Source organism: Phenylobacterium sp. (assembly GCF_036501465.1).
In the GTDB taxonomy this organism is placed as follows: Bacteria; Pseudomonadota; Alphaproteobacteria; order Caulobacterales; family Caulobacteraceae; genus Phenylobacterium.
This window is the reverse complement of record NZ_DASYAF010000045.1, coordinates 36,318-61,898: the sequence shown is the minus strand read 5'-3', so window position 1 is coordinate 61,898 and position 25,581 is coordinate 36,318. Positions and strand designations below refer to the sequence as shown.

The 25,581-nt window shown below is 68.1% G+C and carries 25 protein-coding genes; 9 read left to right on the top strand and 16 right to left on the bottom strand.

The features are described from left to right. Positions 1 to 103: 103 nt before the first annotated feature. From VGL85_RS04575 to flbT, 5 genes are all read right to left on the bottom strand, one after another. On the bottom strand, positions 104 to 931 hold the full coding sequence (locus VGL85_RS04575; RefSeq protein ID WP_331586450.1) for a flagellin: 828 nt from the start codon (positions 929 to 931) through the stop codon (positions 104 to 106). A gap of 181 nt (positions 932 to 1,112) precedes the next feature. Continuing rightward, a complete protein-coding gene (locus VGL85_RS04570; protein WP_331586448.1) occupies positions 1,113 to 1,406 on the bottom strand; it encodes a flagellar protein FlaG in 294 nt (97 codons plus the stop codon). A 91-nt stretch (positions 1,407 to 1,497) separates the two neighbouring features. After that, positions 1,498 to 2,331 (bottom strand): flagellin, encoded by an 834-nt coding sequence (locus VGL85_RS04565; RefSeq protein ID WP_331586446.1) that lies wholly within the window; start codon positions 2,329 to 2,331, stop codon positions 1,498 to 1,500. A gap of 310 nt (positions 2,332 to 2,641) precedes the next feature. Then, positions 2,642 to 3,016 (bottom strand): flagellar biosynthesis regulator FlaF, encoded by a 375-nt coding sequence (gene flaF / locus VGL85_RS04560; protein ID WP_331586444.1) that lies wholly within the window; start codon positions 3,014 to 3,016, stop codon positions 2,642 to 2,644. Beyond that, positions 2,976 to 3,401 (bottom strand): flagellar biosynthesis repressor FlbT, encoded by a 426-nt coding sequence (flbT, locus tag VGL85_RS04555; RefSeq protein ID WP_331586442.1) that lies wholly within the window; start codon positions 3,399 to 3,401, stop codon positions 2,976 to 2,978. Before flbT ends, flaF begins: the two co-directional genes overlap by 41 nt. 233 nt (positions 3,402 to 3,634) lie before the next feature. Here flbT and VGL85_RS04550 point away from each other — a divergent pair, with 233 nt between their 5' ends. Together VGL85_RS04550 and VGL85_RS04545 are read left to right on the top strand one after the other, a co-directional pair. Further along, on the top strand, positions 3,635 to 5,458 hold the full coding sequence (locus VGL85_RS04550; RefSeq protein WP_331586440.1) for a tetratricopeptide repeat-containing glycosyltransferase family protein: 1,824 nt from the start codon (positions 3,635 to 3,637) through the stop codon (positions 5,456 to 5,458). 47 nt (positions 5,459 to 5,505) lie between these two features. Further along, positions 5,506 to 5,997 (top strand): hypothetical protein, encoded by a 492-nt coding sequence (locus tag VGL85_RS04545; RefSeq protein WP_331586438.1) that lies wholly within the window; start codon positions 5,506 to 5,508, stop codon positions 5,995 to 5,997. A gap of 73 nt (positions 5,998 to 6,070) precedes the next feature. Here VGL85_RS04545 and pseH read toward each other — a convergent pair whose 3' ends face one another. Together pseH and VGL85_RS04535 are read right to left on the bottom strand one after the other, a co-directional pair. After that, positions 6,071 to 6,652 (bottom strand): UDP-4-amino-4,6-dideoxy-N-acetyl-beta-L-altrosamine N-acetyltransferase, encoded by a 582-nt coding sequence (gene pseH, locus VGL85_RS04540; protein ID WP_331586436.1) that lies wholly within the window; start codon positions 6,650 to 6,652, stop codon positions 6,071 to 6,073. Further along, positions 6,649 to 7,347 carry a glycosyltransferase family protein gene (locus VGL85_RS04535; RefSeq protein WP_331586434.1) on the bottom strand — a complete coding sequence of 233 codons (699 nt, stop codon included), beginning with the start codon at positions 7,345 to 7,347 and terminating at the stop codon, positions 6,649 to 6,651. The genes pseH and VGL85_RS04535 overlap by 4 nt, the downstream gene beginning before the upstream one ends. A gap of 176 nt (positions 7,348 to 7,523) precedes the next feature. On the opposite strand from VGL85_RS04535, the gene VGL85_RS04530 reads away from it, so the two are divergent. Both VGL85_RS04530 and VGL85_RS04525 read left to right on the top strand, forming a co-directional pair. After that, positions 7,524 to 8,393, top strand: a complete 870-nt coding sequence (locus VGL85_RS04530; RefSeq protein ID WP_331586432.1) for a MoxR family ATPase — start codon at positions 7,524 to 7,526, stop codon at positions 8,391 to 8,393. Between the two features lie 102 nt (positions 8,394 to 8,495). Further along, positions 8,496 to 9,350 carry a hypothetical protein gene (locus VGL85_RS04525; RefSeq protein WP_331586430.1) on the top strand — a complete coding sequence of 285 codons (855 nt, stop codon included), beginning with the start codon at positions 8,496 to 8,498 and terminating at the stop codon, positions 9,348 to 9,350. A 46-nt stretch (positions 9,351 to 9,396) separates the two neighbouring features. Here VGL85_RS04525 and VGL85_RS04520 read toward each other — a convergent pair whose 3' ends face one another. Together VGL85_RS04520 and VGL85_RS04515 are read right to left on the bottom strand one after the other, a co-directional pair. After that, the gene (locus VGL85_RS04520; RefSeq protein ID WP_331586428.1) at positions 9,397 to 9,771 is read right to left on the bottom strand and encodes a hypothetical protein; all 375 of its coding nucleotides are present in this window, start codon (positions 9,769 to 9,771) and stop codon (positions 9,397 to 9,399) included. Positions 9,772 to 9,816: 45 nt separating this feature from the next. Then, entirely contained in the window at positions 9,817 to 10,632 is an 816-nt protein-coding gene (locus VGL85_RS04515; protein ID WP_331586426.1) for a universal stress protein, read from the bottom strand. Positions 10,633 to 10,789: 157 nt separating this feature from the next. Between VGL85_RS04515 and VGL85_RS04510 the strand changes: the two genes are divergently transcribed. After that, positions 10,790 to 11,428: an HD family hydrolase gene (locus tag VGL85_RS04510; protein ID WP_331586424.1), complete on the top strand. Its 639-nt coding sequence runs from the start codon at positions 10,790 to 10,792 to the stop codon at positions 11,426 to 11,428. Then, the gene (locus VGL85_RS04505) at positions 11,425 to 12,420 is read left to right on the top strand and encodes an NUDIX hydrolase (RefSeq protein ID WP_331586422.1); all 996 of its coding nucleotides are present in this window, start codon (positions 11,425 to 11,427) and stop codon (positions 12,418 to 12,420) included. Before VGL85_RS04510 ends, VGL85_RS04505 begins: the two co-directional genes overlap by 4 nt. Here VGL85_RS04505 and VGL85_RS04500 read toward each other — a convergent pair. From VGL85_RS04500 to VGL85_RS04485, 4 genes are all read right to left on the bottom strand, one after another. Then, positions 12,395 to 12,631, bottom strand: a complete 237-nt coding sequence (locus tag VGL85_RS04500) for a hypothetical protein (protein WP_331586420.1) — start codon at positions 12,629 to 12,631, stop codon at positions 12,395 to 12,397. The genes VGL85_RS04505 and VGL85_RS04500 overlap by 26 nt on opposite strands. 75 nt (positions 12,632 to 12,706) lie before the next feature. Further along, a complete protein-coding gene (locus tag VGL85_RS04495) occupies positions 12,707 to 13,627 on the bottom strand; it encodes a sterol desaturase family protein (RefSeq protein ID WP_331586418.1) in 921 nt (306 codons plus the stop codon). Continuing rightward, on the bottom strand, positions 13,624 to 14,013 hold the full coding sequence (locus VGL85_RS04490) for a hypothetical protein (protein WP_331586416.1): 390 nt from the start codon (positions 14,011 to 14,013) through the stop codon (positions 13,624 to 13,626). Before VGL85_RS04490 ends, VGL85_RS04495 begins: the two co-directional genes overlap by 4 nt. A 93-nt stretch (positions 14,014 to 14,106) precedes the next feature. After that, on the bottom strand, positions 14,107 to 14,667 hold the full coding sequence (locus VGL85_RS04485) for a porin family protein (protein WP_331586414.1): 561 nt from the start codon (positions 14,665 to 14,667) through the stop codon (positions 14,107 to 14,109). A gap of 299 nt (positions 14,668 to 14,966) precedes the next feature. On the opposite strand from VGL85_RS04485, the gene VGL85_RS04480 reads away from it, so the two are divergent. Beyond that, positions 14,967 to 16,097, top strand: coding sequence for a beta-ketoacyl-ACP synthase III (locus VGL85_RS04480; RefSeq protein ID WP_331586412.1), 1,131 nt, complete (start codon positions 14,967 to 14,969; stop codon positions 16,095 to 16,097). A 7-nt stretch (positions 16,098 to 16,104) separates the two neighbouring features. On the opposite strand, the gene VGL85_RS04475 is transcribed toward VGL85_RS04480, so the two are convergent. Together VGL85_RS04475 and VGL85_RS04470 are read right to left on the bottom strand one after the other, a co-directional pair. Then, positions 16,105 to 16,893 (bottom strand): glutathione S-transferase family protein, encoded by a 789-nt coding sequence (locus tag VGL85_RS04475; protein ID WP_331586410.1) that lies wholly within the window; start codon positions 16,891 to 16,893, stop codon positions 16,105 to 16,107. A gap of 8 nt (positions 16,894 to 16,901) precedes the next feature. Continuing rightward, positions 16,902 to 18,146, bottom strand: coding sequence for a M48 family metallopeptidase (locus tag VGL85_RS04470; protein WP_331586408.1), 1,245 nt, complete (start codon positions 18,144 to 18,146; stop codon positions 16,902 to 16,904). A 144-nt stretch (positions 18,147 to 18,290) separates the two neighbouring features. Here VGL85_RS04470 and VGL85_RS04465 point away from each other — a divergent pair, with 144 nt between their 5' ends. Both VGL85_RS04465 and VGL85_RS04460 read left to right on the top strand, forming a co-directional pair. Continuing rightward, positions 18,291 to 20,024, top strand: a complete 1,734-nt coding sequence (locus tag VGL85_RS04465; protein ID WP_331586406.1) for a D-aminoacylase — start codon at positions 18,291 to 18,293, stop codon at positions 20,022 to 20,024. After that, the gene (locus tag VGL85_RS04460) at positions 20,024 to 22,672 is read left to right on the top strand and encodes a M1 family metallopeptidase (RefSeq protein ID WP_331586403.1); all 2,649 of its coding nucleotides are present in this window, start codon (positions 20,024 to 20,026) and stop codon (positions 22,670 to 22,672) included. The genes VGL85_RS04465 and VGL85_RS04460 overlap by 1 nt, the downstream gene beginning before the upstream one ends. Positions 22,673 to 22,854: 182 nt before the next feature. On the opposite strand, the gene ppdK is transcribed toward VGL85_RS04460, so the two are convergent. Then, positions 22,855 to 25,551: a pyruvate, phosphate dikinase gene (ppdK, locus tag VGL85_RS04455; protein ID WP_331586401.1), complete on the bottom strand. Its 2,697-nt coding sequence runs from the start codon at positions 25,549 to 25,551 to the stop codon at positions 22,855 to 22,857. Positions 25,552 to 25,581 lie beyond the last annotated feature (30 nt).

Genomic DNA, 25,581 nt, shown 5'->3' with positions numbered 1-25,581 from the left:
CCTCGGAAAACGCGTTAACGGCGCGCGCCGGATCCGAGGCGAAGAAAAAGCCCGGGCGGGCGGCCCGGGCTCTTCCTTAAGCCCCAACGGAAAGGGGTGGTCGCTACTTGAACAGCGACAGGATGACTTGCGGCGCCTGGTTGGCGATCGACAGCGCCTGGGTGCCGAGTTGCTGCTGCACCTGCAGGGCCTGCAGGCGGGCGCTTTCCTTGGCCAGGTCGGCGTCGACCAGATTGCCCACGCCCGTCGTCAGCTGGTCGGAAAGCTGCTGGACGAAGGTGTTGTGGTTGGTGATTTCCTTGGACTGGGAACCAAGGTTGCCCAGCGCCTGGTTGGTCTGGCTGATCGAGGTGGTGAGCTGCGCCAGCACATTGGTCGCAAAGGTGATCGTGCTCAGCGACGCCGTCGACGGCACCGTGATGATGCTGCCGCCCAGGCTCAGATTTTGGCTGGAAAGCGTAATGAATCCAGTCGCATCGGCGTTGGCGATGAACTTGATCTGGCTCACCGAGCCGTTGAGCATGTTCGCGCCGTCGAAGTTCGCGTTCTGGATGACCTGGGTGATCTGCCGCAGGATCGACTTGAAGTCGCTGTCCAGGGCGGTTCGCGAGGCGGTGTCGATGGACGGGTCCATCGCGGCCACCACCTTGGTCTTCATCTGCACCAGCAGGTCCGAGATCGTCTGACCGGCCGTAGACGCCACGTCAGCGATCGAGGTCGCGCGATCCAGACTGGATTTCACCGCGCCGAGCGAGCCGATGTCGGCCCTCTGCCCCTGGGCGATGGCCCAGACCGAGGCGTTATCCTTGGCGGAATTGATCGCCAGGCCGGTGCTGATCCGGTTCTGAACATCCTGCAGTTGGCCTGTGGTGTTGTTCAGGTTCTGCAGCGCGATCAGCGCGGCATCGTTGGTATGTACGCTCAACGCCATCGGCGGTCTCCTCGGGGCCGCCCTACTCGCCTTAGTTGCGAGTCGTGGGGGCTTTCGAGCGAGAAGCTATGGAATCGTGGTTGGCAGATGGTTAACGCCAACGACGATTGCCGCCTCCGGCTTAACCGGGGCGGTAACAGGTCTTAATTTTCGCCCCGGTCCAGAAGGGGCGGCTAGAGGATCAGGCCTTGGTCTTGACGACCGAGCCGGCTTCGTACTCGAGCTGTTCCCGCAACTGCAGGACCTGCTCCCTGGGCAATTGCTGAATGACCTTGCCCGTCAGCCGATCGACCGTTTTGTAGACGTAGGAATTGCTGGCTTTGTCCTCTTCGATGACCAATCGCATGTCGGCCGGATCCTGGCTGGGGGGCGCCGCAGGGCTGGTCCCGGTACTGTCGGGGCGCGCTTTCTGCGGAGTCCTTTGGCCGTAGGTGGGATCTGGCGTGGCTGCGAAGGTCGCAACCTTGCTGTCCATCTCATCTGTCGAAGGCGCTCTTCGCGCCTACGCTCCAATGAAGGAAAGAGCGGACGGTGGGGAGACGAGCTCCCCACCGCCGCTGACCGGCCTATCGGAACAGGCCGAGGAGGATCGAGGACGACTGGTTGGCGATCGAGAGCGCCTGAATGCCCAGTTGCTGCTTGGTCTGCAGCGCCTGGAGGTTCGCGCTTTCCTTCGCCAGGTCGGCGTCCACGAGGTTGCCGACACCCGCGTCGATCGTGTTCTGCAGGTTCTGGATGAACGTCAGGTGCGACGCCAGAGCCTTGTCGCCCGTACCCAGCTTGCCGAGGGCGCTGGAAACGTTCGCGATCGCGGTGTTCAGGGTGCCGATCATGTTCGTCGCGGTGGTGACCGTACCGATCGTCGCCGTCGCGCTCAGCGCCGTCGTGAGGACGGTGCCGCCCAGCGACAGGTTTTGAGCTTGCACGGTGATCACGGAGGTCGCGTCGGCGTTGGCCAGGGCCTTCACCGTCGTACCGCCCGACTGCAGCATGTTGCCGCCGTTGAACACGGCGTTACCGACCACCTTGGTGATCTGGTCACGCAGCGATTGGAATTCGGTGTTCAGGGCGTTGCGGCTGTTGGTGTCGAGGGTGGTGTCCGCCGCGGCGAGAGCCTTCTCCTTCATCTGGTTGAGAAGGTCGGCCACCGAGGTGCCGGCCGACAGCGCGACGTCGACGGTCGATTGACCGCGTTGCAGCGACGAGATCACGGAGTTCAGCGAGTCCGAGGTGGCGCGTTGGTTCTGAGCGATAGCCCAGACCGCGGCGTTGTCCTTGGCCGAAGAAACCGCCAGGCCCGTGTTGACCCGGTTTTCCGTGGTCATCAGGTCCGCTTGCGTCGAAGACAGGTTCTGCAGCGCAACCATCGCGCCGACATTGGTGTTCACGGAGAACGACATAGGTAGTTCCTTTTCTCAGGTCTTCAGCCGCCTTTTGGCAGCCGTGAGCGTTTTGCTCGGTCCCCATGGCAGCAAGCATCGGGCCATTTCGGGCGCCCTCTCATCACCCCATAAGATTTTTATTTTACAGCGTTATAGGTCGATTAAGCACGTTTCGGACCGGCAAAATCTGCCGAGCCGCGGGCGTGATAGGCAAAAGCTGCCGGGCCCCCGGGCAGAAGGCGCCCAGCCGCGAAGCGCCCGCGCCAGGGCGGCGCGGGCGTCGGGAACGCAATCTTGGACGGAGGCCAGCAGCCGCCGGCCGGGCCGATCAGGCGGCGGCGCTGGAGGGGAGCGGCGCGGGCATCAGGCCCTGCATGACCGTGCGATTGATGTCGACCAGCAGGTCGATCGGCTCCTGGCCGCGGATCACCTTGGAGGTGTGACGGCCCACGAAGATCGCGAGCGAGATGATCGAGGCGCGCAACTGGGGCGGCAGGCGATTGCCCGGGCTGGAGCAATCGTCGCTCAGCGTGGTCCACACGCGCCGGTTCCAGTCCAGCGCGTCGATGCGAGCCGGAATATCGCTGATGTCAGCCTTTCCGGCTTCGATCAGCGCCAGGGTGACCTGGGCGAACAGGCGATATTCGGTCTCGCGCGGGTTCTCAACCCGCGTCGCCGCCTGTTGATACGCTCTTAGGGACATTCCCCAGCCTCTCTTCTTCGTAGTCCATTAGCTTCCGGCACCTCATCAGCGCCTTGTAATACTCGCGCGTCATGCAGTTGCGGGAGATCTCGACGCATTCGGCCAAGACGTCCGGATTGCTGATGACATTCATGAATTCCGTGAGCCGGCGGACGAACTCGTCGTAGTAGCGCTCGGCGTTCGCCTCATCGAGGTACATCATCATCACGGGGAAGTAGATGTGCCGCGCGGGCGTGTTGACCTCATCCTCCTGCATGATGTCCTTCTCGCGAAGGACAGAGGCCTTGTTCTGCAGGACCAGGACGCCGCGGCGATCCCCGTTCTGCACGACGGCGCCGTTGAGAACGAACTTCTCCCCCGGCTTCAGCGACAATTTCAGCGGCAAAGTCCGCCTCCCGTAGCCACGCGTGACGAACCGACCCTACGATTCGAATGGTCCATTGTCGCCTTCTGCCGGACCGCGCGCACGAAGAGTTAGGCTGAGCGGGTTAACGGCCCATTGCTCAGCTGGCGAGGCGCGGCGGCCTGACGCAGGCCAGGGCGGAAATCGGCGCCGGGCTTAAGGGCTCGTTAGCCATGTTCGCAGAGGAGTCCGTATCCGCCGGAGACTCCAGGTTCATGCCGCGTCAGGCCCCCGACAGCGATTTTATTCCCGCCCTCAACGCCCCGGCCACCGCCGCCGCGACCCCGGCGCTGCAGACCGCGGCCCCGACGCCGCAGCGGATCACCGCCGACGCCCTGGGAACGGCCGGCTCCAGCAGCGCGCTCGCCAAGCTCAACAGCGCCGTCGCCGAGCTGAAGGCGATCTCGTCCGCGCCCATGCTGCAGCGGGCGATCGACTGCATCCACGCCGCGGATTCGCAGGGCGCCTGCGAATGGGCGCTGAAGGCCCTGGAGCAGGACGAGCGCAGCGGCCTGGGCTGGTACCTGCTGGGCATCGCGCTGGAGCGCTGCGGCGACTTCGCCAACTCCATCCGCGCCTACGAATCCGCCCTGAAGCTGCTGCCGGACCACGCCGAGGTGGCCAACGACCTCGGCCGCCTGGCCTTCCGCATGGGCATGACGCCGCAGGCCGAGGCCTTCTTCCGGCTGTTCCTGGAGCGCTATCCCGACCACCCCGAGGGCGCGAACAACCTGGCCTGCGCCGTGCGCGACCAGGGCCGCCACGGCGAGGCCATCGAAATCCTGCGCTCGGCGATCATGAAGGCGCCGGAGTTCGCGATGCTCTGGAACACCCTGGGCACGGTGGTCTCCGAACAGGGGGACTTCGTCAACGCTCTGCAATTCGTGGGCGAGGCGGTGCGGCTGGACCCCGCGTTTCCCAAGGCCCGCTACAACCGCGGCAACGCCAAGCTGATGCTGAACGATCCGGCCGGCGCGCTGGAAGACTGCGAGGCGGCGCTGGACAATGTCCTGCCGGAAGACGAGCGGCAGATGATGCGCCTGTCGCGCTCCACGATCCTGCTCAATGTCGGGCGCATCGGCGAAGGCTGGGACGAGTACGAGGCGCGGCTGCACCCGCAGTTCAGCGACCGGGTCGCCTTCGCCGTCGACCTGCCGCGCTGGAACCCGGGCGAGCCCCTGGCCGGCAAGCGCCTGCTGGCGGTGGGCGAACAGGGCCTGGGCGACGAGGTGCTGTTCGGCAATGTCCTGCCCGAGCTGCTGGAGGCCCTGGGCCCCGACGGCAAGCTGTCGCTGGCCGTGGAGACCCGGCTGGTCCCACTGTTCCAGCGCTCGTTCCCGGATGCGGCGGTCAGCGCGCACGCGACCTACATGGCCGGAACCCGCTTCCTGCGCGCCGCCCCGGTCCTTGAGACTCCCGACGTGGCTGAACTCTGGACGCCGATGGGCAGCCTGCTGCGCGAATTCCGCCGCTCGCTGGACGCCTTCCCCACCCGCGAGAGCTTCCTCACCGCCGATCCAAAGCGGGTCGCCCATTGGCGCAAAGAGCTCAAGGCGGCCCCGAAAGGGCTGAAAGTCGGCCTGCTCTGGAAGAGCGCGGTCGGCAAGGACAACCGCCATCGCTTCTTCTCACCCTTCGAGACCTGGGCGCCGGTGCTGGCGCAGGCCGGCGTCACCTTCGTCAACCTGCAGTACGGTGACTGCGCCGCCGAACTTGAACAGGCCAGGCGCGATTTCGGGGTCGAGATCTGGTCGCCGCCGGGCATCGACCTCAAGCAGGATCTGGACGACGTCGCCGCCCTGTCCTCGGCGCTCGACCTGGTGGTGGGCTTCTCCAACGCCACGCTCAACATCGCTGCGGCCTGCGGAACGCCGGCCTTCCTGATCTCGACGCCCGGCGCGTGGCCGCGGATGGGCCAGACGAAGCGCTATCCCTGGTACCCGAGGACGGAGGTTTTCCTGCCCCCGGCCTTCGGCCAGTGGGAGCCGGTGATGGCCGAGGTCGCCGACGCCGTGGGCGGATTCGTCAAGGAACGCTGAGGCTTCCTCCGGGTTGATCCTTCGACGCCCGTTCGAGGAGACCCGCCATGCCCGACCCCAACGACGCCTTCGGCGACGCCGAGCCCCAGGACGGCGCAGAAGCCTTTGACGAGGACAACCTCGACGCCAACGAACTGCGCGGCGAGATGCGCACATTCGAAGAACTGGACGACGTGCTCGACGTCACCCAGGCCGATGGCGACCGCGACGACGACGAGGCCCTGGCGCTCGACGCCGACGAATTCCAGGAGGACGCGTTCGGCGACGCCGACACTGAAGAGGACGACGAAACCGACCTGCACGCCGCGACGGCGGAGCGGGAGGACGACCTGGACGGCCAGGGACCGGAGGACGGCTTCAACGAAGATCGGGTGTCCGCGCGCAGCATCGAGGGTCTGGACGAGGTCGGCGACGCCGACAGCGTCGAGGGCGGCGAGGACGACGTCTCGGACTTCCAGAGGACCGGTGTTTCCGACGCCGACCTGCAGGCCATGGGCTATGCGGAGAACCGCGGCGGCGTGACCCGCGCCAAGGACTAGCGGACCCGATCGTCAGGACGCGCCCGCCGCCCGATCGAGGAACCGCCACTGCTCCGAGCTCGGCCGGTTGGCGCTAGGGCAGCTCGAAGCCGCGGCTGACCAGCCGCTCGCGGCTGGCGGGCCGTTGCACCACCCAGTCCGACTTCAGGAGCCCCAGGCCCACCACGTCGGCGGGCGCGCCGTCCTTCATCACATGGTCGCGGAACAGCGCCTCGCGGCGGAAGCCGAAGCCCTCATGCAGCTTCCACACCCCTTCGTTGCCGATCAGCACCTCGCACCAGAGCTTGTGGAGACCCAGGTCAGCGAACACGTGCTCGATCACCCAATATTCCACGAAGGCGCCGATCCCCTGGCCACGCGTCGACGGATCGGCCAGGTAGTAGGCCCAGCTCGTCCGGCGATGTTCGGGGGCCAGGTCGTAGAGATTGGCAAGGCCTACCGGCTTGCCGCCGGCCTCGATCACCCAGTAGCGGCGACGGCGATCGGCCATGGCGGCTTCGAACCATCGGGCGTGTTCTTCCGGCGAGATGGCATGATCGCTATACATCCAGCGCGCCACCTCCGGCTGGTTGCGCCAGGCCAGGAGCCTGTCGCGGTCGCTGGCCGCCAGCTCGCGCAGGACGACATGCGGCGCGGTCTTTGGCGGCGCGCTCATGCGGGAACCTCGGCGCTGTTCACGTCCAGGGCCACGACGGCGTCGGAGCCGAACTCCGGATCGTAGGGATAGAGCTTGGCGTAGACCTCACGCACGAAAGCCAGGTCGCTCGGCAGGTCCACCGTCCAGCGCAGGCGCGCCAGGGAATCGTGCCGCGCCACGCCCGCCAGGCGGTAGGTCTCGGGGCGGCGGTAGACGTAGGGCGTCACATGCTCGCGCTCGTAGGGATCGGCGGCGCGCTCGGCCGCCTCCTGCAGCACCTCCGGGCGGATCACTTCGGCGTCCAGGCCGTGTGGATAGGTGCGCGTCCCCAAGGTGTTGGAGGTGTAGTCGGCGTTCGCCTCGTGATGATGGTCGATGACCTTGTCGATCAGCTCGGGGTCGGTGAGCGGGCAGTCGGCGGTCAGCCGCACCACCGCCGTGGCCTTCGGGAACAGCCGCGCCGCGGTCGCATAGCGTTCCAGCACATCGTCCAGGGCGCCGCGGTAGACGGTGAGCTCAAGGCCCTCGCAATAGGCCGCCAGCGGGTCGTCGCTCTCGCCGGCGCTGGTGGCGACCATCAGCCGGTCGATGCGTTTGGAGCGGCGCAGCCGCTCCACCTGGCGGCCGATCATCGGCTCGCCCAGCACCGGCGCCATGACCTTTCCGGGCAGGCGCGAGGAGGTCATGCGGGCCTGAAGGATGGCGAGATTCAAGGCGTTGGACCTCCCTTGCGCTTCAACTAGCGCCGAATCCGCCCGCGCCACAATGTGACGCCTTCCGTCGCAGGGCCGGCTCCCCAAAGCCGCTTGCAAGCTGCGCGTGCGTCTTTAGGCTGGCCGCAAGACAAACAACTGTTCGAATGCGGGTCCGTCCCGCCGGCGGGGAGCCCATGAGCGAGCGTTTCGAAGGTACTGACCGATACATCGCCACCGAGGACCTGAAGGTGGCCGTCAACGCCGCCGTGGCGCTCGAGCGGCCGCTGCTCATCAAGGGCGAGCCCGGCACCGGCAAGACCGTCCTGGCCTATGAGATCGCCGAGGCGCTGGGCGCAGACCTGATCACCTGGCACATCAAGTCGACCACCAAGGCCCTGCAAGGCCTCTACGAATACGATGCGGTCACCCGCCTGCGCGACAGCCAGCTCGGCGACGAGCGGGTGAAGGACGTCCGCAACTACATCAAGAAGGGCAAGCTCTGGGAGGCCTTCACCGCCGCCAAGCGCCCGGTGCTGCTGATCGACGAGATCGACAAGGCCGACATCGAATTCCCGAACGACCTCCTGCAGGAGCTCGATCGCATGGAGTTCTACGTCTACGAGACCGACGAGACGATCAAGGCCAAGGTCCGCCCGATCGTGATCATCACCTCGAACAACGAGAAGGAGCTGCCCGACGCCTTCCTGCGCCGCTGCTTCTTCCACTACATCCGCTTCCCCGAAGCCGAGACGATGAACGAGATCATCGAGGTGCACTATCCGGGCATCAAGCAGAAGCTGGTCGCCGAGGCGCTGCGCATCTTCTACGACATGCGCAAGGTGCCTGGCCTGAAGAAGAAGCCCTCCACCTCCGAGCTGCTGGACTGGCTGAAGCTGCTGATGGTCGAGGACATCGACGCCGACGCCCTGAAGGAGAAGGATCCCACCAAGCTGATCCCGCCGCTGCATGGCGCGCTGTTGAAGAACGAGCAGGACGTGCACCTGTTCGAGCGCCTGGCGTTCCTGGCGCGGCGCGAGGGCGCGGGGTCGCGGCCCGGCCAATAGCCCGCCAGATGTCGGATTTGTAACCGCGGTTACATCGAATTCACTCGCCTTTTGAAGGGGCTCCGGTCAGGCTTCACGCAAGAACCGACTGGAGCCCTTTGCATGAGGCCGATCTTCTTCGTCTCCGCCTGCGGCCTGGCGCTGGCCGCGCTTTCGGCCTGCGGCCCGTCGACTCCGCCCACCGCGCGGGTGGCGCTCGATTGTCCGTCGGAAGAGGGCGACCTGAAGCTGAAGAGCGCCGCGCCCGACAAGAAGACCTGCGACTACCTTTCGGAAGACGGCGACCAGGTGCAGCTGCGGCTGATCCCGGTCACCACGACCTATGAGGCGGCGCTGCAGCCGGTCGAGCAGGAATTGCAGAGCGAGCAGACCGATCAGGCGACGACGGCGGCGGACGCCAAGGCCGGCGCCGAAAGCGCTGACGCCAAGGGCGCCAATGCCTCGGCGATCGCCAAGGCCGGCAGCGACGGCGCCAGCGCCGCGGCCGCCGCCCAGAAACAGGCCGCCTTCGACGCCCTGCACGATGCGCACGAGGACGCGGAGCGGAACGGCGGCCAGCTTTCCATCGGGACCAACGGCGTCACCGTGCAGGATGGCGAGGGCCACGGCGACCACGCCGACATCAACCTGCCCGGAATCCACATCAGCGCCGACGACGACAAGGCCAACGTCAACATGGGCGCCGTGCATGTGGACGCCGGGGAGGACGGGGCCACCGTGCGGGTGAGCCGCGAGGTGCGTCTGCGCGGCGAAGCCTTCACCCGCGCGCGGCACGGCTTCCGCGCCACCTACATCCTCGCCAAGGACAACCTGAAGGACGGCTGGAAGGCGGTCGGCTACGAGGCGGCGGGGCCGAAGATCGGGCCGGTCACCGTGGCGGTCTTCAAGGCGCGCGGGCGCCACCACAGCGTTTCCGACGACGTGAAGCGCCTGGTGCGCCACAACGGCGGCATCTAGGGAGCCGGCCTAGCCCTGCCCCCTCCGCCACGCGGCGCACCGGAAATCAGGCGGTGGGCTGCACCTCGACCACCTTGTAGGTCAGCGGCCGGCCATCCTCATCGGTGATGGTGACGTATTCGCCCACCGCGAAGCGGTGCTGGCCCAGGCGGTGGACGGGCTCGTCTTCGGCTGTCTCGCCTTCGTCATAGTCGAAGAACCAGCGCTGGCCCTTGCGCGCCAGGCGGCCGTCGCTGGGATCCTCGTCCGGCGAGAAACGGCGCACCACGCAGGCGTCGCGCGCCTTGGCGTAGGCGGTCTCGTCGAGGTGGCCGTCGTCGGTGAGCGGCGCGGTGAGCGCATAGCCGCGGTGATCGTCGCCACCGGCGAATTCGGTGCCAGGATTGCGGGCAAGCCGCATGACGATGCGCGACAGGTTCATTCCGGAATTCCTTCTGGGAGCCCTTATGACAGTTGGGGAGCCCGACTAGTGAGACAAGAACAGCGAAGGCTCGTCAGAGTTCAAAAGGGTGCGGGTGGTGCCCCCGAAGATGAACTCCTGCAGCCGGGGATGGCCGAAGGCGCCGGCCACCAGGATCTCCGCCCCGGCCTTTTTCGAGGCATAAAGCAGGAGCGGCGCGGCGTCGCCGCTGTCGGGCAGGGTGTCGACCTCGGCCTGGACCCCGCGCGCGGCGTAGTAGGATTGCAGCCGTTTCGGGTCGAAACTGCGCGAACTGGCCTTCGGCGCGGCCAGGATCACCGCCTTGCCGGCCTTTTCCAGGAGCGGCAGCGCCAGGCGCGCCGCGCGGCTTGCCTCCTTGCCGCCGTCCCAGGCCACGGCGATCGTGCCGCCCACCGTCGTCAGGCCCGGCCTGGCGATCAGAACGGGGCGCTGTTCGTCGGCCATCATCTGCTGGAAAGCCTCAGCCAGGGGCCCGCGACCGCGCGGCGGATCGGAAGTGAAGACCACCACGTCGGACAGCCGGCTCTCGGCCGAGAGCCCCGCCCAGACCGGCGTCTGCAAGGCGACGAAGCGGCTCTTGGCGTAGGTGACGCTCTCCATGGCCGACCGCGCGGCCTTCTCACCGGCCTGCGCAGCTTCCTTGAGCGACTCCAGGGCCGTGGTCTGCACGCCGCCCAGGAACCCCTCGCCCATCCAGGGCATGACGTCGGCCACGTCGGCCGGCGTGTAGACACCCGCCATCTCGGCCTGGAACGGTTCGGCCAGCATGACCGCCGCGGCCACGGCCGCAGCGTCGCCGGCCCCGCCGGACAGCGGCGCCATGATACGAGCCCAACTCATCGATGCGGGTTCCTCCTCAGCGTGAACTTCAGCGCCTGAAGCCTTATGCTCGCATTGATCTTTGTCATCCCCTAGGTCACGTCAGACCGGGCTGTGACACTGGCGCCAATGAGCTTGGCTGTGGAGGGAACGCTTTCGTGAGCAAGGGGATGCGTGGATGAGGAAGGTTGCGGCCAAGGCCGGACCACGCGCCTGGCAGCGGATGCTGTCGGGCCGCCGCCTCGACCTGCTCGACCCCTCGCCCATGGACATCGAGATCGAGGACATCGCCCACGGCCTGGCCCGGGTGGCGCGCTGGAACGGCCAGACCGTGGGTGAACACGCCTTTTCCGTCGCCCAGCACTCGGTGGTGGTGGAGGAGATCATGGCCCACATCCAGCCCGACATCGTTCCGCGCTGGCGGCTGGCCGCGCTGCTGCACGACGCCTCGGAATATGTGATCGGCGATATGATCTCGCCGTTCAAGGCGGCGCTGGGCGTCAACTACAAGGACTTCGAGGAGCGGCTGGAACACGCCATCCACGTGCGCTTCGGCCTGCCGGCGAAGGTTCCTGCCGAGGTCAAACGGCTGATCAAGCAGGCCGACCGCGCCTGCGCTTTCTTCGAGGCGACCCAACTGGCCGGCTTCACCCATGCGGAGTCGCTCGCCTTCTTCGACGCCCCGCCCCGCGGCTACAGCCTGACCATCGACCCGCTGCCGCCGGCCGCCGCCCAGGCGCGCTACCTTGAGCGGTTCCACGTGCTGTCCGACGCGGCCGGCTACACGCCCGGCGCCGGGGCCTTCGACACCGAATGAGCGGGACGCCCGACAGCTTGGTGGTCATCGGCCTGTCGGCCGTGGTGGTGGCCGTGCAGGGCGACGACGCCCTGGTGCTGGCGGTGCGCCCGCCCGGCGCGCCGCTCGAGGGCCTGCCGTTCGGCCCGTTCGACCCCAAGGGCCACCGCACCTTCGAGCTGGCGCTGCGCGCCTTCGTGGCCGCCCAGACGCGGTTTTCCCTGGGCTATGTGGAGCAGCTCTACACCTTCGGCGACAAGGGCCGCGACGCGCCCCTGGCGGACATGGCGGCGGCCGGCGGCGAGGCGCCCCAGGACGGCGACGGCCAGCACGCCCGCGTGATCTCGGTGGGCTATCTGGGGCTGGCGACGGCGGCGGTGGAAACCCACGCGCCCGGTTCCGACTGGCGGCCCTGGACGCGGTTCTTCCCCTATGAGGACTGGCGCGAGGGGCGCCCCGAGGCCATGCCGCTGATCGAGGAGGCGCTGCGCCGCTGGGCCGGACCCGACGCCCAGCGCCTCAGCCGCGCGCGCCTGCTGTTCGCCTTCGACGGCGCGCCCTGGAACGAGGAGCGGGTGCTGGAGCGCTATGAGCTGCTCTATGAGGCCGGGCTGGCGCGCGAGGCGGCCCGCGACCGCGGCGAGGCCGCCGCCGCCCTGCCCGCCCCGCTCAGCGCCGCCCTGGGCGAGCCGATGCTGAGCGACCACCGCCGCATCCTGGCCACCGCGGTTTCCCGCCTGCGCGGCAAGCTGAAGTACCGGCCGGTGGTCTTCGAGCTGATGCCGGAAGCCTTCACGCTTTCGGCCCTGCAGCGCGCGGTCGAGGCGATCGCCGGCGTGCCCCTGCACAAGCAGAACTTCCGCCGCGCCCTGGAACGCGCCGAGCTGGTGGAGGGCCTCGGCCGCATGGACGTGGAGACCGGCGGCCGCCCGGCCGAGCTCTACCGCTTCCGCCGCGAGATCCTGGGTGCGCGGCCGGTCTCGGGCCTCAGCCTGCCGCTGCTGCGCGACTGACCGCTTTCGGCCGCCGCAGAACATAGGGCAGGAAGAACAGGTACAGGCCGCTCAGCAGAAGCAGGAACACCGGAACCAGCGCCAGCAGGTTCACCCAGAACGGCGGCGGGTGATCCTTGCCGACGATTGAATAGGTCACCAGGTTGATGACGACGCCGGCTGTAAAGAGAAGGGACAGCCAGCGATGGGTTTTCCGGATCAGGGTGCTCAAGGTGACCTCCATTTGCTGGGGCCGGTTCTAGTCTGGGCCTCCTGCCGCCGCTTCTCCAAAACTGCGGTCTTGCGGTCAGACCGCGTCCTGCTTGGCCTTCAGCTCCGCCTGGGCCTGCCGCGCGGTCCATTGCGCCTTCAGCGACGTGGAGGTGTCACGGCTGCCGTCCGGGCTCCAGCCAGGCGGGCCGAACAACCAGCCTAGCGCGTGGCGCGGCTGGCGCAGGAGGTCCTGGCCGATGCCGATCCATTCGTGGAAGGCCACGCGCAGGACGTTGAAGGTCCCGAGGTTGTGCACCAGGCCGTAGCGCGGCGCCTCCTCGTCCAGCTCCGGCTGGAAGGTGCCGAACAGGCGGTCCCAGACGATCAGGATGCCGGCGTAGTTCCTGTCGAGGTAGCGCGGGTTCCTGGCATGGTGCACCCGGTGATGCGACGGCGTGTTGAACACCGCCTCGAACCAGCCCGGCATGCGCCCGATGGCCTCGGTGTGGATCCAGTACTGGTAGACGAGGCTGATCCCCTTTTCGATGGCCACCATGGCCGGCGGAAACCCCAGCAGCGACAGTGGCAGCCACAGCGCCCAGGTGAAGGCCACGCCGCCGGTCCAGGTCTGCCGCAGCGCCGTCGACAGGTTGTAGTGCTGCGAGGAGTGGTGGTTGACGTGCGCCGCCCACCAGACGCGCCGCTCGTGGCTGAGCCGATGGAAAACGTAGTAGGTCAGGTCCTCCAGCAGGAAGACGGCCACCCAGGCCCAGACGGCGGTCATCGGGATCGTGAAGGCGCGGTGGTGGTAGCACCAGATCGCCGCGGCGAAGCTGAGGCCCGCGATCGGCAGGCTGGAGAGCGTCGAGAACAGGCCCATGACGAGCGAGACGGCGGTGTCCTTCGTCTCATAGTGCGCCTTCAGCTTGCCGAAGCGCGCCAGCACGACCTCGAGGATCACGCTCAGGATGAAGAACGGCGTCGCAAGCGTGACGGGATCGGTCGGAAGCTTCATGCCGGCAGATCCTTTGGCGGCCAGGCGGCGAAGGTCAGGATCGCGCGCGGCGCGCCCGGCTCTCTGAGCGCCAGACGCAGCCTGCCGTCGCGGACCGGGGTCGCGGCCGCCTCGCTCCAGGCCAGCTTGCGGGCCATGTATCCATCGCCCATCCGCGCCAGCACCAGGGCCAGGTCGACGGACTTCGCCACCGCGCCTTTTCCATCGGCGGCGAGCCAGAGGGCTTCGACCGTCCGGTCGGGGAATTCCTCGGCGAGCAGGCGCCGCGCGGCGGGCTCATCCAGCGCCGGCGCGCCGCGGCCGCGCGTGGCCCAGGCGGCGAGGCCGATCATCATCGCAACGGCGAGCGCCGAAACGGCGAGCTGGATCAGGGCTGCGGTGTTCACGAGGCCGGAAGCTGGCGATCCGGAACCCTCCGGTCAAGGAAAAGCCCCGCCGAGACCGACGGGGCTTCCTGACGCATCTGCGTCGTGGCAGGCCTAGAACTTGCGAACGTAGGACACCGCCCAGACGTTGGCGTCATCGGACCCGCGCGGCTGGAAGGACTCGCGCGTGTAGTCCAGGCGCACGCCGTTCTTACCGTCGAACATGTACTGGCCGCCGACGCCGTAGTTCCAGGAATCGCCGCGCACCCCCGGCGTCACCCCAGGCACGGAGCCGGTGCCGGCGGTGTGGCCGTAGCCGACCCGGGCCAGCAGATCGAAGTTCGGGTTGATGGGCAGGAAGCCGACGCCATAGATCGCTTCCTGGCTGTTCTGCTGCACCTTCACATCCGGCGCGCCGGCGACGCCGATCTTGTCGCCCTTCACGCCGTAGGAATATTCGCCCTCGACGCCGAAGTACTGGCTGAAGCGTGCGCCCAGGCGGCCCTGGAGCGCGCCCAGGTTCTGATGGCTCATGTCGACGTCGTCGTAGCCCAGGGTGCCGTAGAGGCTGGGCGAGGTGAAGGACGGCGCGGCGGTGGTCTGGGCCGAAGCTGCGGCCGGCGCCAGCGCCGCCAGGGCGGCGGCGGAAACGGCGGTAATCAACAGGGTCTTCATTGGGGAGGGTCCTCAACTTCAGTACGCGAACAGCCCGACCCTTTCGGGTTCGGCTTCAAACGCGGCCTGTCGTTGTCAGTTCGGCCTTAGCAATATGGCGAACGGCGTGTGTGGCTTGGTCGCCACGCGAGCCCTTCCCGCTCACGATGCTCATCGTGAGCGGACGAGAAGGGCTCGAAGGTCAAAAAGGCGACGACCCTGTTCATCCCGATTGGCGAGCCAATCGGGACAGGGTCTAGCTGTGTGGCCGCCACGCCGTGCTATCAGTGGCCTTTCGCGCCGCCGGAGCCCTGAACCCCTTGCCGCAAGCCGTGATCGCCGCCACCGGCCTCTACACACCGCCCCACAGCCTCTCGAACGCGGAGCTGGTGGAGACCTTCAACGCCTATGTGGAACGCTTCAACGCGGCCAACGCCGCGGCGATCGAAGCCGGCGAGGTCACCGCGCTGACGCCCTCGTCCGTCGAGTTCATCGAGAAGGCCTCGGGCATCAAGGCCCGCTACGTCGTCGACAAGACCGGCCTGGTCGACCCGGACCTGATGCGCCCGATCATCCCGGAGCGGGGCAACGAGGAGCTGTCGGTGCTGGCCGAGATGGCCGTGGCGGCGGCCAGGCAGGCGATCGCGCGCTGGGGAAAGCCCGCCGACCAGATCGACGCGGTGATCTGCGCCGCCTCGAACATGCAGCGCGCCTACCCCGCCATGGCCATCGAGGTGCAGCAGGCCCTGGGCATTGGGGGCTTCGCCTTCGATATGAACGTCGCCTGTTCCTCGGCCACCTTCGGGATCAAGACGGCGGCGGACTTCGTGACTAGCGGCTCGGCGCGCGCGGTGCTGATGGTCAATCCGGAGATCTGCTCCGGCCACCTGAATTTCCGCGACCGCGACAGCCATTTCATCTTCGGCGACGTGGCGACAGCGGTGATCGTCGAGGACGCGGCGCTGGCCCCAAAAAACGGACCTGAGGCCGGCTGGGAAATCCTCGGCACGCGGCTCCGGACCCAGTTCAGTAACAACATCCGCAACAACTTCGGCTTCCTGAACCGCGCCGCGCCGGAGGGGATCGGCGCGGTCGACAAGCTGTTCGTTCAGGAGGGCCGCAAGGTTTTCCGCGAAGTCGTGCCGCTGGTCAGCGACATGATCGTCGAGCACGCCCAAGACATCGGCCTCGACCCAACCGGCCTGAAACGCCTGTGGCTGCACCAGGCCAACATCAACATGAACGAGCTGATCGGCAAACGGGTGCTGGGCCGCGAGCCGGCGTCGGGCGAGAACGTGATCATCCTCGACGAGTTCGCCAACACCTCTTCCGCCGGCTCGATCATCGCCTTCCATCGCGCCAACGACGACTTCGCGCCCGGCGAGACCGGCCTGATCTGCTCGTTCGGCGCCGGCTACTCGGCCGGGACGGTGTTCGTCAGGAAGCGGTAGGTAGGCCTCAGCCGAAGCCGGGCGCGAAGCGGATGTTGTCGCGCTCCAGGCCCTTCAGCACCACATCGACCCCGCCGGACTTGATCATCCACTCCAGACGGTGGTCGCGGTATTCCCGCTTAAAGAGGCCCTTCTCCACCAACTCGGCGACGTTGGGCATGGCCGACGCCCGCGCCGAGCCGGCGGCCTCGGCCATGGTGGCGGCGACCGAGGGCCTGGCGTTGGCGCGCGCCAGCCAATCGGCCAGCCGGCCTGCCGCCGGTGGATAGCCATGGCCGGCCGAGCCGTTGAGGTAGGGAACCACCGACAGGTCGCCCCAGCCGAAGGCCGCGCCATTGAACCACTCGCGATCGCCGAGCTGTTTCCCGAGCCAGGCGTGGAAGCCCTCGATCTGCGCCTTGGCCTTGGCGAACAGCGCCTCGGCGGCCTGGCCCTCGGCGCGGCGGAACCAGCGAATCTCCGACAGGCCCCAGTTGATCGCCTCGTAGTGGGTGTCCATCACCTCCTCCAGCATCCGCACGCGGGCGCGCTCGGCGGCGGAAGCCGGGCGCATGGGCGGCTGCGGATAGGCGTCGTCCAGGTATTCCAGGATCACGGTGGAATCGAAGACGCGGACCTCGCCGTCGATCAGCGCCGGCACCTCGGCGCGAGGGCTGGCCTCCACGAAGTCTCCCGCCGCGCCGCCGGCGCCCAGGCCGCCGGGCTGCCGCGCCTCGAAGGCGAGGCCCTTTTCCCTGAGCGCGATCTTGACCTTCTGGGCATAGGGCGAGAGCGGGTGGTCGTAGAGGGTGATCATGACGCTTCCTATTTCGACGGCGATGCGGCCTCCGGCGCGGCTGGAGCCGGCGTGGCGGCCGGTGGCGGAGCCTCCGACTTCGGATGCGTGGCCTTCCAGTCCATCATCGCCCGCACCCGGCTGCGCACCGATGGGTGGTCGTAGAAGATGAACTCTTCGAGCTTGGAAGGGCTGTCCGCGCGGTATTCGAGGGTCTTCACCAACGCCTTGGCCAAGCCGTCGGGCTCGTTGAAATGGACCACCGAGAAGTGGTCGGCGTCAGCCTCGACCCAACGGCTGAAGGTGTTGGTGATCGGCGTCGCCAGCAGGCTGAGGACGGTGATGATAATCGAGATCACGGGGAAACCGGCCGGGTCGGCGATGCCGGTCACGCCCTTGGCGCCCAGGACGCCCGCCGCCCAGCCGAACAGCCGGCTGACCAGGAACAGGCCGACGATGGCGACCAGGCCCTGGAACACGGCCCCGATCAGGATGTGCTTGCGGACATAGTGGCCCATCTCGTGGCCCACGACGCCCTTCACCTCGGCGAGGTCGGCGTCCTTCTTGAACATCACGTCGCTCATGGCCACGCGGCCATAGCCGAAGATGCCGCCGGCGTTGGCCGTGTAGCGGTTGGACTGCTTGGAGCCGTTGTAGATCAGGATCTTGTTCGACGGCATGCCGACCTGCTTGGCCATGGCCACCACCTCGTCGCGTACCGGCCCGGGCGGCGCCGGCTTGTAGGTGTTGAACAGCGGCTCGATCAGGAAGAGACCGACGATAAAGAAGATGATGCTGAAGGCGGTGCTGGCGATCCCCGCCCACAGCCACCAGGTCCTCGGCGTCCGGCGGATCAGCCAGTAGAGCAGCGAGAAGACGATCAGCGCGGTGACGATCCCGATCGCCATCTGCATGAAGTGCTCGGTGAGCCAGCCGGGGAACGGTTGGTCGGTGAAGCCATAGTCCTTCTCGCGCCACCAGCGCGCATAGGCGTCCCAAGGCAGCGACAGCAGCCCCTCGATGATCCCGTCGACCAGCAGGACCGCAAGGACCGCCAGCCACGGCCGGGGCTTGGACTTCTCGATCCCGGCGCGGATGCGGACCAGCACGCCGGTCTTCAGCACGATCCAGGAGACCAGCACCGAGACCACGGCGGTCCACAGGAGAACCCAATGGCCGCCTTGGGTATAGGCCGTCGCCTTGGCGTGCACCTCCGGCGGCAAGGTGGCGAGATAGGCGGCCGTAGCCGCCGCTGGATCGAATCCTTGGGCCATTCGTCGCTTCCCCCCCTTTTTGGGCTTCCCGAATTGTCCTTGACCTGACGTGGACGGAAATTGCCGTGCTTGTCGAGACGGAAAGCCGTCTTAGTCTGGGCTGAAACAAAAGGTGGGGGAGTCGAAGGTGGGGAGTCACCCGGGGTGAGGATCACGCGCTACGCCGCCGTTCCGCTCGCGGTGCTGGCCACCGCGGCATGCCTGGGGGCCGCAAAGCCGGCAGCCTACGACCTGGTGATCCGCGGTGGCGAGATTCTCGACGGCTCGGGCAAGCCGGGCATGATCGGCGACGTGGCGGTGAAGGGCGATCGCATCGCCTATGTTGGCGGCCACGCGCCGGGGCGCGGCAAGGCCGAGATCGACGCCAAAGGCAAGGCGGTCGCGCCCGGCTTCATCAACATGCTCTCCCATTCCGAGGACAGTCTGATCGCCGACGGCCGCGGCCAATCGGAGCTGCGCCAGGGCGTGACCCTGGAGGTGATGGGCGAAGGCGGCTCCCTCGGCCCGTTGACGCCGAAGATGCAGGCGCTGGAAGTGCAGCGCGAGCACGACATCAAATACCCCGTCACCTGGACCACGCTCGACGGCGGCCTGGAGGCCCTGGCCAAGCGCGGAATCGCGCTCAACGTCGCCTCTTTCGTGGGCGCCACCACCGTCCGCGTCAATGTGCTGGGCGAGGACGACGTGCAGCCCACCCAGGCCCAGCTCGACCGGATGCGCGCCCTGGTGCGCCAGGCCATGCAGCAGGGCGCCATGGGCGTGGGATCGGCCCTGATCTATGCGCCGGCGACCTATGCCCACACCGACGAGATCGCCGCCCCGGCCACCGAGGCCGGCAAATGCGGCGGCATCTACATCAGCCACATGCGCTCCGAAGGCGACCGGCTGATCGAGGCCACCGACGAGCTCATCGACATCTCGCGGCGTTCCGGCGCGCCGGCCGAGATTTTCCACATGAAGGCCAGCGGCCGGGACAACTGGAGCAAGGAGGCGACACTGATCGCCCGTGTCGAGGCCGCGCGGGCCCGCGGCCAGCGGATCACCGCCGACATGTACACCTATCCCGCCGGGTCCACCGGCTTCGACGCCGCCATGCCGACCTGGGTGCAGGCCGGCGGCGTGGAGACCTGGATCTCGCGCCTGAAGGACCCCGCGACGCGCGCCAAGGTGCTGGCGGAGATGCACGACGCCCATCCCAAGACCTGGGAGAACCTGTTCGCCCAGGCCGGGCCGGAAGGCACGATCCTGGTGGGCTTCAAGAACCCGGCGCTGAAGCCGCTGACCGGCAAGACCCTGGCCGAGGTCGCCAAGGCGCGGGGGACCAGCCCGGAGGACACGGTCATCGACCTGGTCATCGCCGACGGCAGCCGGGTCCAGGTCGTGTACTTCCTGATGAGCGACGAGAACGTGGCCAAGCAGATGACCCTGCCCTGGGTCAGCTTCGGCTCCGACGCCTCGGCGCAGGAGCCGAAAGGCGTGTTCCTGCTGTCGTCCACCCATCCGCGGGCCTACGGCAACTTTGTGCGCGTGCTGGGCAAGTACGCCCGCGACGAGCATGCGCTCAGCCTGCCCGAGGCGGTGCGGCGGCTGGCCGCCTTGCCGGCGCATAACCTGGGGCTGCACGATCGGGGCATGCTGAAGGCCGGCTATTTCGCCGATGTGGTGGTGTTCGATCCGGCGACGGTCGCCGACCACGCGACCTTCGTGAAGCCGCAGCAGTACGCCACCGGCGTCTCCGACGTGCTGGTCAACGGCGTGGCGGTGCTGAAGGCCGGCGAGCCCACCGGCGCGCCCGCAGGGCGGGTGGTGCGCGGCCGCGGATGGACCGGCTGGAAGGACGGCGGCTGTCGCGCCTCCGCCAAGGACTGGAGCTGGTGATGCGACTTCCTCTGCGCCTGCTCCCTGCCCTGTTCGGACTGCTGGCCGCCGGTGGCGCGGCGGCGGCCCCTGCCGTTCCGACCCAATTGCCGAGCGGCGTCGAGCCGGTGTCCTACGACCTCACCGTCACTCCGGACCTGCAGAAACTGACCTTCGCCGGCCACGAGACGGTGGTGGTGGTGGCGAGCCGCGGCGTCGACCGTATCGTGCTCAATGCGCTGAACCTGGACTTCGGTTCGGCCTCGATCGACGGCGCCGCGGCCAAGGCCAGCGTCGATGCGCGGACCCAGACCGCGAGCTTCTCCACCGGCCGTGGCCTGGGCGCCGGACGCCATACGCTCACCCTCGATTACACCGGCAAGATCGCCGACAGCGCCACCGGCTTCTTCCACGTGGACTACGCCGGCGGGCGGATGGTCACGACCCAGTTCGAGCCGGCCGACGCGCGCCGTTTCCTGCCGGTGTTCGACGAGCCGTCGAAGAAAGCGGTCTTCACCCTGAGCGCGGTGGTCCCCAAGGACCTGCTCGCGGTCTCCAACATGCCGGAAGCCGCGAGCGAACCCGCCGGCGACGGGCTGAAGCGCGTGCGCTTCGCCCCCACGCCCAGGATGAGCAGCTATCTGCTGTTCTTCGGGGTCGGCGACCTGGAGCGCGTCACCCGCCAGGTGGAGGGCATTCCCGTTAGCGTCGTGATCCGGCGCGGCCAGGCGGCCAAGGCGCAGTTCGCCCTCGACGCGGCGGCGGAGCTCCTGCCCTATTACAACAACTACTTCGGCCAGAAGTACCCGCTGCCCAAGCTGGACCTGGTGGCCGCGCCCGGCGACGTCTCCGGCTCGATGGAGAACTGGGGCGCGATCCTGTTCTCCCAGACCAACGTCGTCTACGACCCCAAGCTCTCCAGCGCCGGCGACCGCGAGGTGATCTTCAAGGTGATCGCCCACGAGATGGCCCACCTTTGGTCCGGCGACCTCGTCACCATGGCCTGGTGGGACGACCTGTGGCTGAACGAGGGCTTCGCCTCCTGGATGTCGACCAAGGCCAGCGAGCACTTCCATCCCGAATGGCGCTCGATGCTGACCGCCCTTGGCGACAAGGACGAGGCCATGCTGCTCGACGCGCGACCCTCGGCGCACCCCATCGTCCAGCGGGTGGCGACCGTCGCCCAGGCCGAGCAGGCGTTCGACGCCATCACCTACAAGAAGGGCGAGGCCGTCATCCGGATGCTGGAGGCCTACGCCGGCCCGGACGCCTGGCAGGCCGGGGTGCGCGCCTATATGGCCGAGCACGCCTACGGCAACGCCACCAGCGACGACCTGTGGCGGGCCATCGACCATGCGGCGGGCAAGCCGGTCTCGGCGGTGGCGCGCGACTTCACCACCCAGCCGGGCGTGCCGCTGGTCCGCGTGGCCTCCAGCTCCGCGGGGATCAACCTGCTCGAAAGCCGGCTCGACGACGACGTGGTGATCCAGACCGTGAACATCGCCACCGACCGGATGGAAGTGGCGGCGCGGGACGCACGCGTGCTGTCCTGGCGCGCGCCGATCGAGTTGAAGCCGGTGTCCGGAGGGCCCGTGAAGGAGCGGGTGATCTCACGCACCTCGCCGCAGGCCGGCGAAGTCGGCGACATCGTGAACGCCGGCCAGCTCGGCTACTACCGGGTGGAATACGACAACGCGTCGTTCGCGCCGCTGGCGGACAGCTACGCAAAGCTGGCGTCCGCCGATCAGCTGGGCCTGTTGCAGGACAGCCTGGCGCTGGGCATGGCGGGCCAGGCGCCGGTGGGCAACTATCTGCGCCTCACCACGGCCCTGCCCCGCGACGCCGACCCGGTGGTTTGGCGCGTGCAGGCCCGCACCCTGGCCGGGCTCGACGGCTACTACGCCGCGGGACCGCGCCGCGCCGCCTATCGCGCCTGGGCCTCGGCGATGCTGGCGCCGGCCCTGGCGCGCGTCGGCTTCGACGCCAAGCCCGGCGACACTGCCTCCGAAGCCCTGCTGCGCGAGACCCTGCTGCTCGGCCTCTCCCAACTCGGCGACCCGAAGGTCGCGGCCGAGGCGACGCGGCGGTTCAAGGCCACGAAGGACGACCTCGGTAGGCTCTCCGCCGACGAACGCCGCTGGGTGCTGGTGGGCGCCGCGCGCTCCGCCGATCCGCAGACCTTCCAGACGATCCGGGCGCTCGCCAAGGCCGCCAAGGATCCGCTGGAGCGCAACGACCTCTACGTCGATCTGGCGGCGGTGGACGACGAGGCCCTGGCCGCCCAGGTGCTGGCGCTGTCGATCACCGACGAGGCGCCGTCCAACCTGGCGCCGACCCTGGTGGAGGAGGTAGCCGCCGTCCACCCGCAGCTCGCCTGGCGCTTCACCCTGGCCAACCTGCCGGCGATCACCCGGACCCTGGACACCCTGGGCCGTTCGACCTTCGTGCCGCGCGTGGTCGAGGGCTCCAACGATCCGAAGCTCGCCGGCGAACTGACCGCCTACGCCAAGACCATGCCCGCCGACTCCCGCGGTGAGGCCCTGGTGGCGCTGGCGCGGATCCGCAACAACGCCGACATCCAGGTGCGCCGCCTGCCGCAGATCGACGGCTGGATCACCGCCCATCCGGTCACGGCGCAGGTGCAGGCCAAGCAGAAGACCGCGGAATAGCCTCAGCTATCCCTCCTCCCCTTGTGGGAGGAGACCATCCCTGCGGCGCAGGTCGGAGGAGGGGTCTCTCAGTCTCTCAGCTTCGAACGAAGCTTCGCCTCGCGCGGATAGGGAAGCACGACCCCACCTCCGTCAGCCATCCGGCTGACACCTCCTCCCACAAGGGGAGGAGGGAGCCTGACCTAGCGGTCCTTCTCGCGCTCGCCGACGGCGGCCTGGGCGGCGGCGAGGCGGGCGATCGGCACGCGGTAGGCCGAGCAGGAGACGTAGTCCAGGCCCACGCTCTCGCAGAAGGCGATGGAGGCCGGGTCGCCCCCGTGCTCGCCGCAGATGCCGAGCTTGACGCCCGGGCGGGCGGCGCGGCCACGCTCGGCGGCCAGCCGGATCAGGTCGCCCACGCCGTCCTGGTCGATGGTGACGAAGGGGTCCTTTTCGAAGATGCCCTTGTCGATATAGGCGTTCAGGAACCGGCCGGAGTCGTCGCGGCTGATGCCGAAGGTGGTCTGGGTCAGGTCGTTGGTGCCGAAGGAGAAGAACTCGGCGTGCTCGGCAAGGTCGGCGGCGCGGATCGCGGCGCGCGGCAGCTCGACCATGGTGCCCACCATATAGTCGATCGTCTGCCCACGCTCGGCCATCACCGCCTTGGCTGTGCGATCCGTCAGCTCACGGAGGAACTTCATCTCCTCGCCCTTGGCGACCAGCGGGTGCATGATCTCCGGGATCGGCGCCGGGCGGCCGGAGGCGGCGACTTCGCAGGCCGCCTCGATGATGGCGCGCACCTGCATCTCATAGATCTCTGGGAAGGAGACGCCGAGGCGGCAACCGCGAAGGCCGAGCATCGGGTTGACTTCCTTCAGCTCTTCGGCGCGGCGCAGCAGCTTGACGGGATCCAGGCCGGTGGCCTCGGCGACGGCTTCGACGTCTTCGGCCGTATGCGGAAGGAATTCGTGCAGCGGCGGGTCCAGCAGGCGGATGGTGACAGGCAGGCCCTCCATGATCCCGAACAGCTCGACGAAGTCGGCCCGCTGCATGGGCAGGATCTTTGCCAGCGCCGCGCGGCGACCGGCCTCGTCGTCAGCCAGGATCATCTCGCGCACCGCGGCGATCCGCGCCGGGTCGAAGAACATGTGCTCGGTGCGGCAGAGCCCGATCCCCTCGGCGCCGAACTGGCGCGCGGCGCGGGCGTCGACGGCGGTCTCGGCGTTGGCGCGCACCTTCAGGCGGCGCACCGCGTCGGCCCAGCCCATCAGGGTGGCGAAGTCGCCGGAAAGCTCCGGCTCGATCATCTTCACCGCGCCCGCCAGCACCTCGCCGGTCGAACCGTCGATGGTGATGACATCGCCGGCGCGGAACACCCGGCCGCGCGCGCGCAGTTCGCCGGCCCGCGTGTCGATGTGGATCTCGCCGGCGCCGGAGACGCAAGGCCGGCCCATGCCGCGGGCCACCACCGCGGCGTGGCTGGTCATGCCGCCGCGGGCGGTGACCACGCCGCGCGCGGCGTCCATGCCGCGGATGTCTTCCGGGCTGGTCTCCTCGCGCACCAGAATCACCGCGCCCACCGAGCCGCCCTGCTGTTCGGCGTCGGCGGCGGTGAAGACGATCTTGCCGGTGGCCGCGCCGGGCGAGGCCGGCAGGCCGGTGGCGATCACCTCGCGGGTGGAGGCCGGGTCGATGGTCGGGTGCAGCAACTGGTCGAGCGAGGCCGGCTCGACGCGCATCACCGCCTCTTCCTTGGAGATCAGCCCCTCGGAGGCGAGGTCCACGGCCACCTTCAGCGCGGCCTTGGCGGTGCGCTTGCCGTTGCGCGTCTGCAGCATGTAGAGCCGGCCTTTTTCGACCGTGAACTCGATGTCCTGCATGTCGCGGTAGTGGGTCTCGAGCCTGGAGACGACGTCCTTGAATTGGGCGAAGACGTCGGGCAGCGCCTCCTCCATGGACGGCGCCTTCTCCCCCATCTCCTCGCGTGAGACCTTGGTCAGCGCCTGGGGCGTGCGGATGCCGGCCACCACGTCCTCGCCCTGGGCGTTGATCAGGAACTCGCCGTAGAGCCGGTTCTCGCCGGTGGACGGGTTGCGCGTGAAGGCCACGCCTGTGGCCGAGGTGTCGCCCATGTTGCCGAACACCATCGACTGGACATTGACCGCCGTGCCCCAGCTTTCGGGGATGTCGTGCATGCGGCGGTAGAACTTCGCCCGGTCGTTCATCCAGCTGGCGAACACCGCGCCGATGGCGCCCCAGAGTTGGGCCTGGGGGTCCTGCGGGAACTCCGCGCCACGCTCGTCCTCGACGGCGCGCTTGTAGTCGCTGACCACCGCCTCCCAATCCTCGGCCGACAGTGCGGTATCGACGGTGACGTCCAGACGTTCCTTATGTTCGTCAAGGATTTCCTCGAACATGTGATGATCGAGGTTCAAGACGACATTGGAGTACATCTGGATGAAGCGGCGGTAGCTGTCGAAAGCGAAGCGGCGGTCGCCGGCCAGCTTGGCCAGGCCCTCGACGGTCGCGTCGTTGAGGCCGAGGTTCAGCACCGTGTCCATCATCCCGGGCATCGACGCCCGCGCGCCGGAGCGGACCGAGACCAGGAGTGGATTGGCCGCGTCGCCGAACGCCTTGCCGGTCAGGGTCTCGACCGTCTTCAGCCCGGCGGCCACCTGGGCCTCCAGTTCGGCCGGATAGTTGCGTTCGTTGGCGTAGAAGTGGGTGCAGGCCTCAGTGGTGATGGTGAAGCCGGGCGGCACCGGCAGGCCCAGCGACGACATCTCCGCCAGGTTGGCGCCCTTGCCGCCCAACAGGTTCTTCATCGCCGCGTCGCCATCCGCGCCGCCGCCGCCGAAGGCGTAGACCCACTTCGTCTTGGTCATGGTCTCGGCGGCCATCTTGAGTCCCTCGTCTCCCGTCTCGCTTCA

Bases quoted from the DNA above. Each gene is read 5' to 3' on its own strand.
- VGL85_RS04550 (WP_331586440.1), top strand. From the start codon at position 3,635: ATGCCGCGTCAGGCCCCCGACAGCGATTTTATTCCCGCCCTCAACGCC.
- VGL85_RS04505 (WP_331586422.1), top strand. From the start codon at position 11,425: ATGAGCGGGACGCCCGACAGCTTGGTGGTCATCGGCCTGTCGGCCGTG.
- VGL85_RS04545 (WP_331586438.1), top strand. From the start codon at position 5,506: ATGCCCGACCCCAACGACGCCTTCGGCGACGCCGAGCCCCAGGACGGC.
- VGL85_RS04485 (WP_331586414.1), bottom strand. From the start codon at position 14,667: ATGAAGACCCTGTTGATTACCGCCGTTTCCGCCGCCGCCCTGGCGGCG.
- ppdK (WP_331586401.1), bottom strand. From the start codon at position 25,551: ATGGCCGCCGAGACCATGACCAAGACGAAGTGGGTCTACGCCTTCGGC.
- VGL85_RS04570 (WP_331586448.1), bottom strand. From the start codon at position 1,406: ATGGACAGCAAGGTTGCGACCTTCGCAGCCACGCCAGATCCCACCTAC.
- VGL85_RS04530 (WP_331586432.1), top strand. From the start codon at position 7,524: ATGAGCGAGCGTTTCGAAGGTACTGACCGATACATCGCCACCGAGGAC.
- VGL85_RS04515 (WP_331586426.1), bottom strand. From the start codon at position 10,632: ATGAGTTGGGCTCGTATCATGGCGCCGCTGTCCGGCGGGGCCGGCGAC.
- VGL85_RS04520 (WP_331586428.1), bottom strand. From the start codon at position 9,771: ATGAACCTGTCGCGCATCGTCATGCGGCTTGCCCGCAATCCTGGCACC.
- VGL85_RS04565 (WP_331586446.1), bottom strand. From the start codon at position 2,331: ATGTCGTTCTCCGTGAACACCAATGTCGGCGCGATGGTTGCGCTGCAG.
- VGL85_RS04470 (WP_331586408.1), bottom strand. From the start codon at position 18,146: ATGGCCCAAGGATTCGATCCAGCGGCGGCTACGGCCGCCTATCTCGCC.
- flaF (WP_331586444.1), bottom strand. From the start codon at position 3,016: ATGTCCCTAAGAGCGTATCAACAGGCGGCGACGCGGGTTGAGAACCCG.
- VGL85_RS04575 (WP_331586450.1), bottom strand. From the start codon at position 931: ATGGCGTTGAGCGTACATACCAACGATGCCGCGCTGATCGCGCTGCAG.
- VGL85_RS04525 (WP_331586430.1), top strand. From the start codon at position 8,496: ATGAGGCCGATCTTCTTCGTCTCCGCCTGCGGCCTGGCGCTGGCCGCG.
- VGL85_RS04495 (WP_331586418.1), bottom strand. From the start codon at position 13,627: ATGAAGCTTCCGACCGATCCCGTCACGCTTGCGACGCCGTTCTTCATC.
- VGL85_RS04475 (WP_331586410.1), bottom strand. From the start codon at position 16,893: ATGATCACCCTCTACGACCACCCGCTCTCGCCCTATGCCCAGAAGGTC.
- VGL85_RS04460 (WP_331586403.1), top strand. From the start codon at position 20,024: ATGCGACTTCCTCTGCGCCTGCTCCCTGCCCTGTTCGGACTGCTGGCC.
- pseH (WP_331586436.1), bottom strand. From the start codon at position 6,652: ATGAGCGCGCCGCCAAAGACCGCGCCGCATGTCGTCCTGCGCGAGCTG.
- VGL85_RS04510 (WP_331586424.1), top strand. From the start codon at position 10,790: ATGAGGAAGGTTGCGGCCAAGGCCGGACCACGCGCCTGGCAGCGGATG.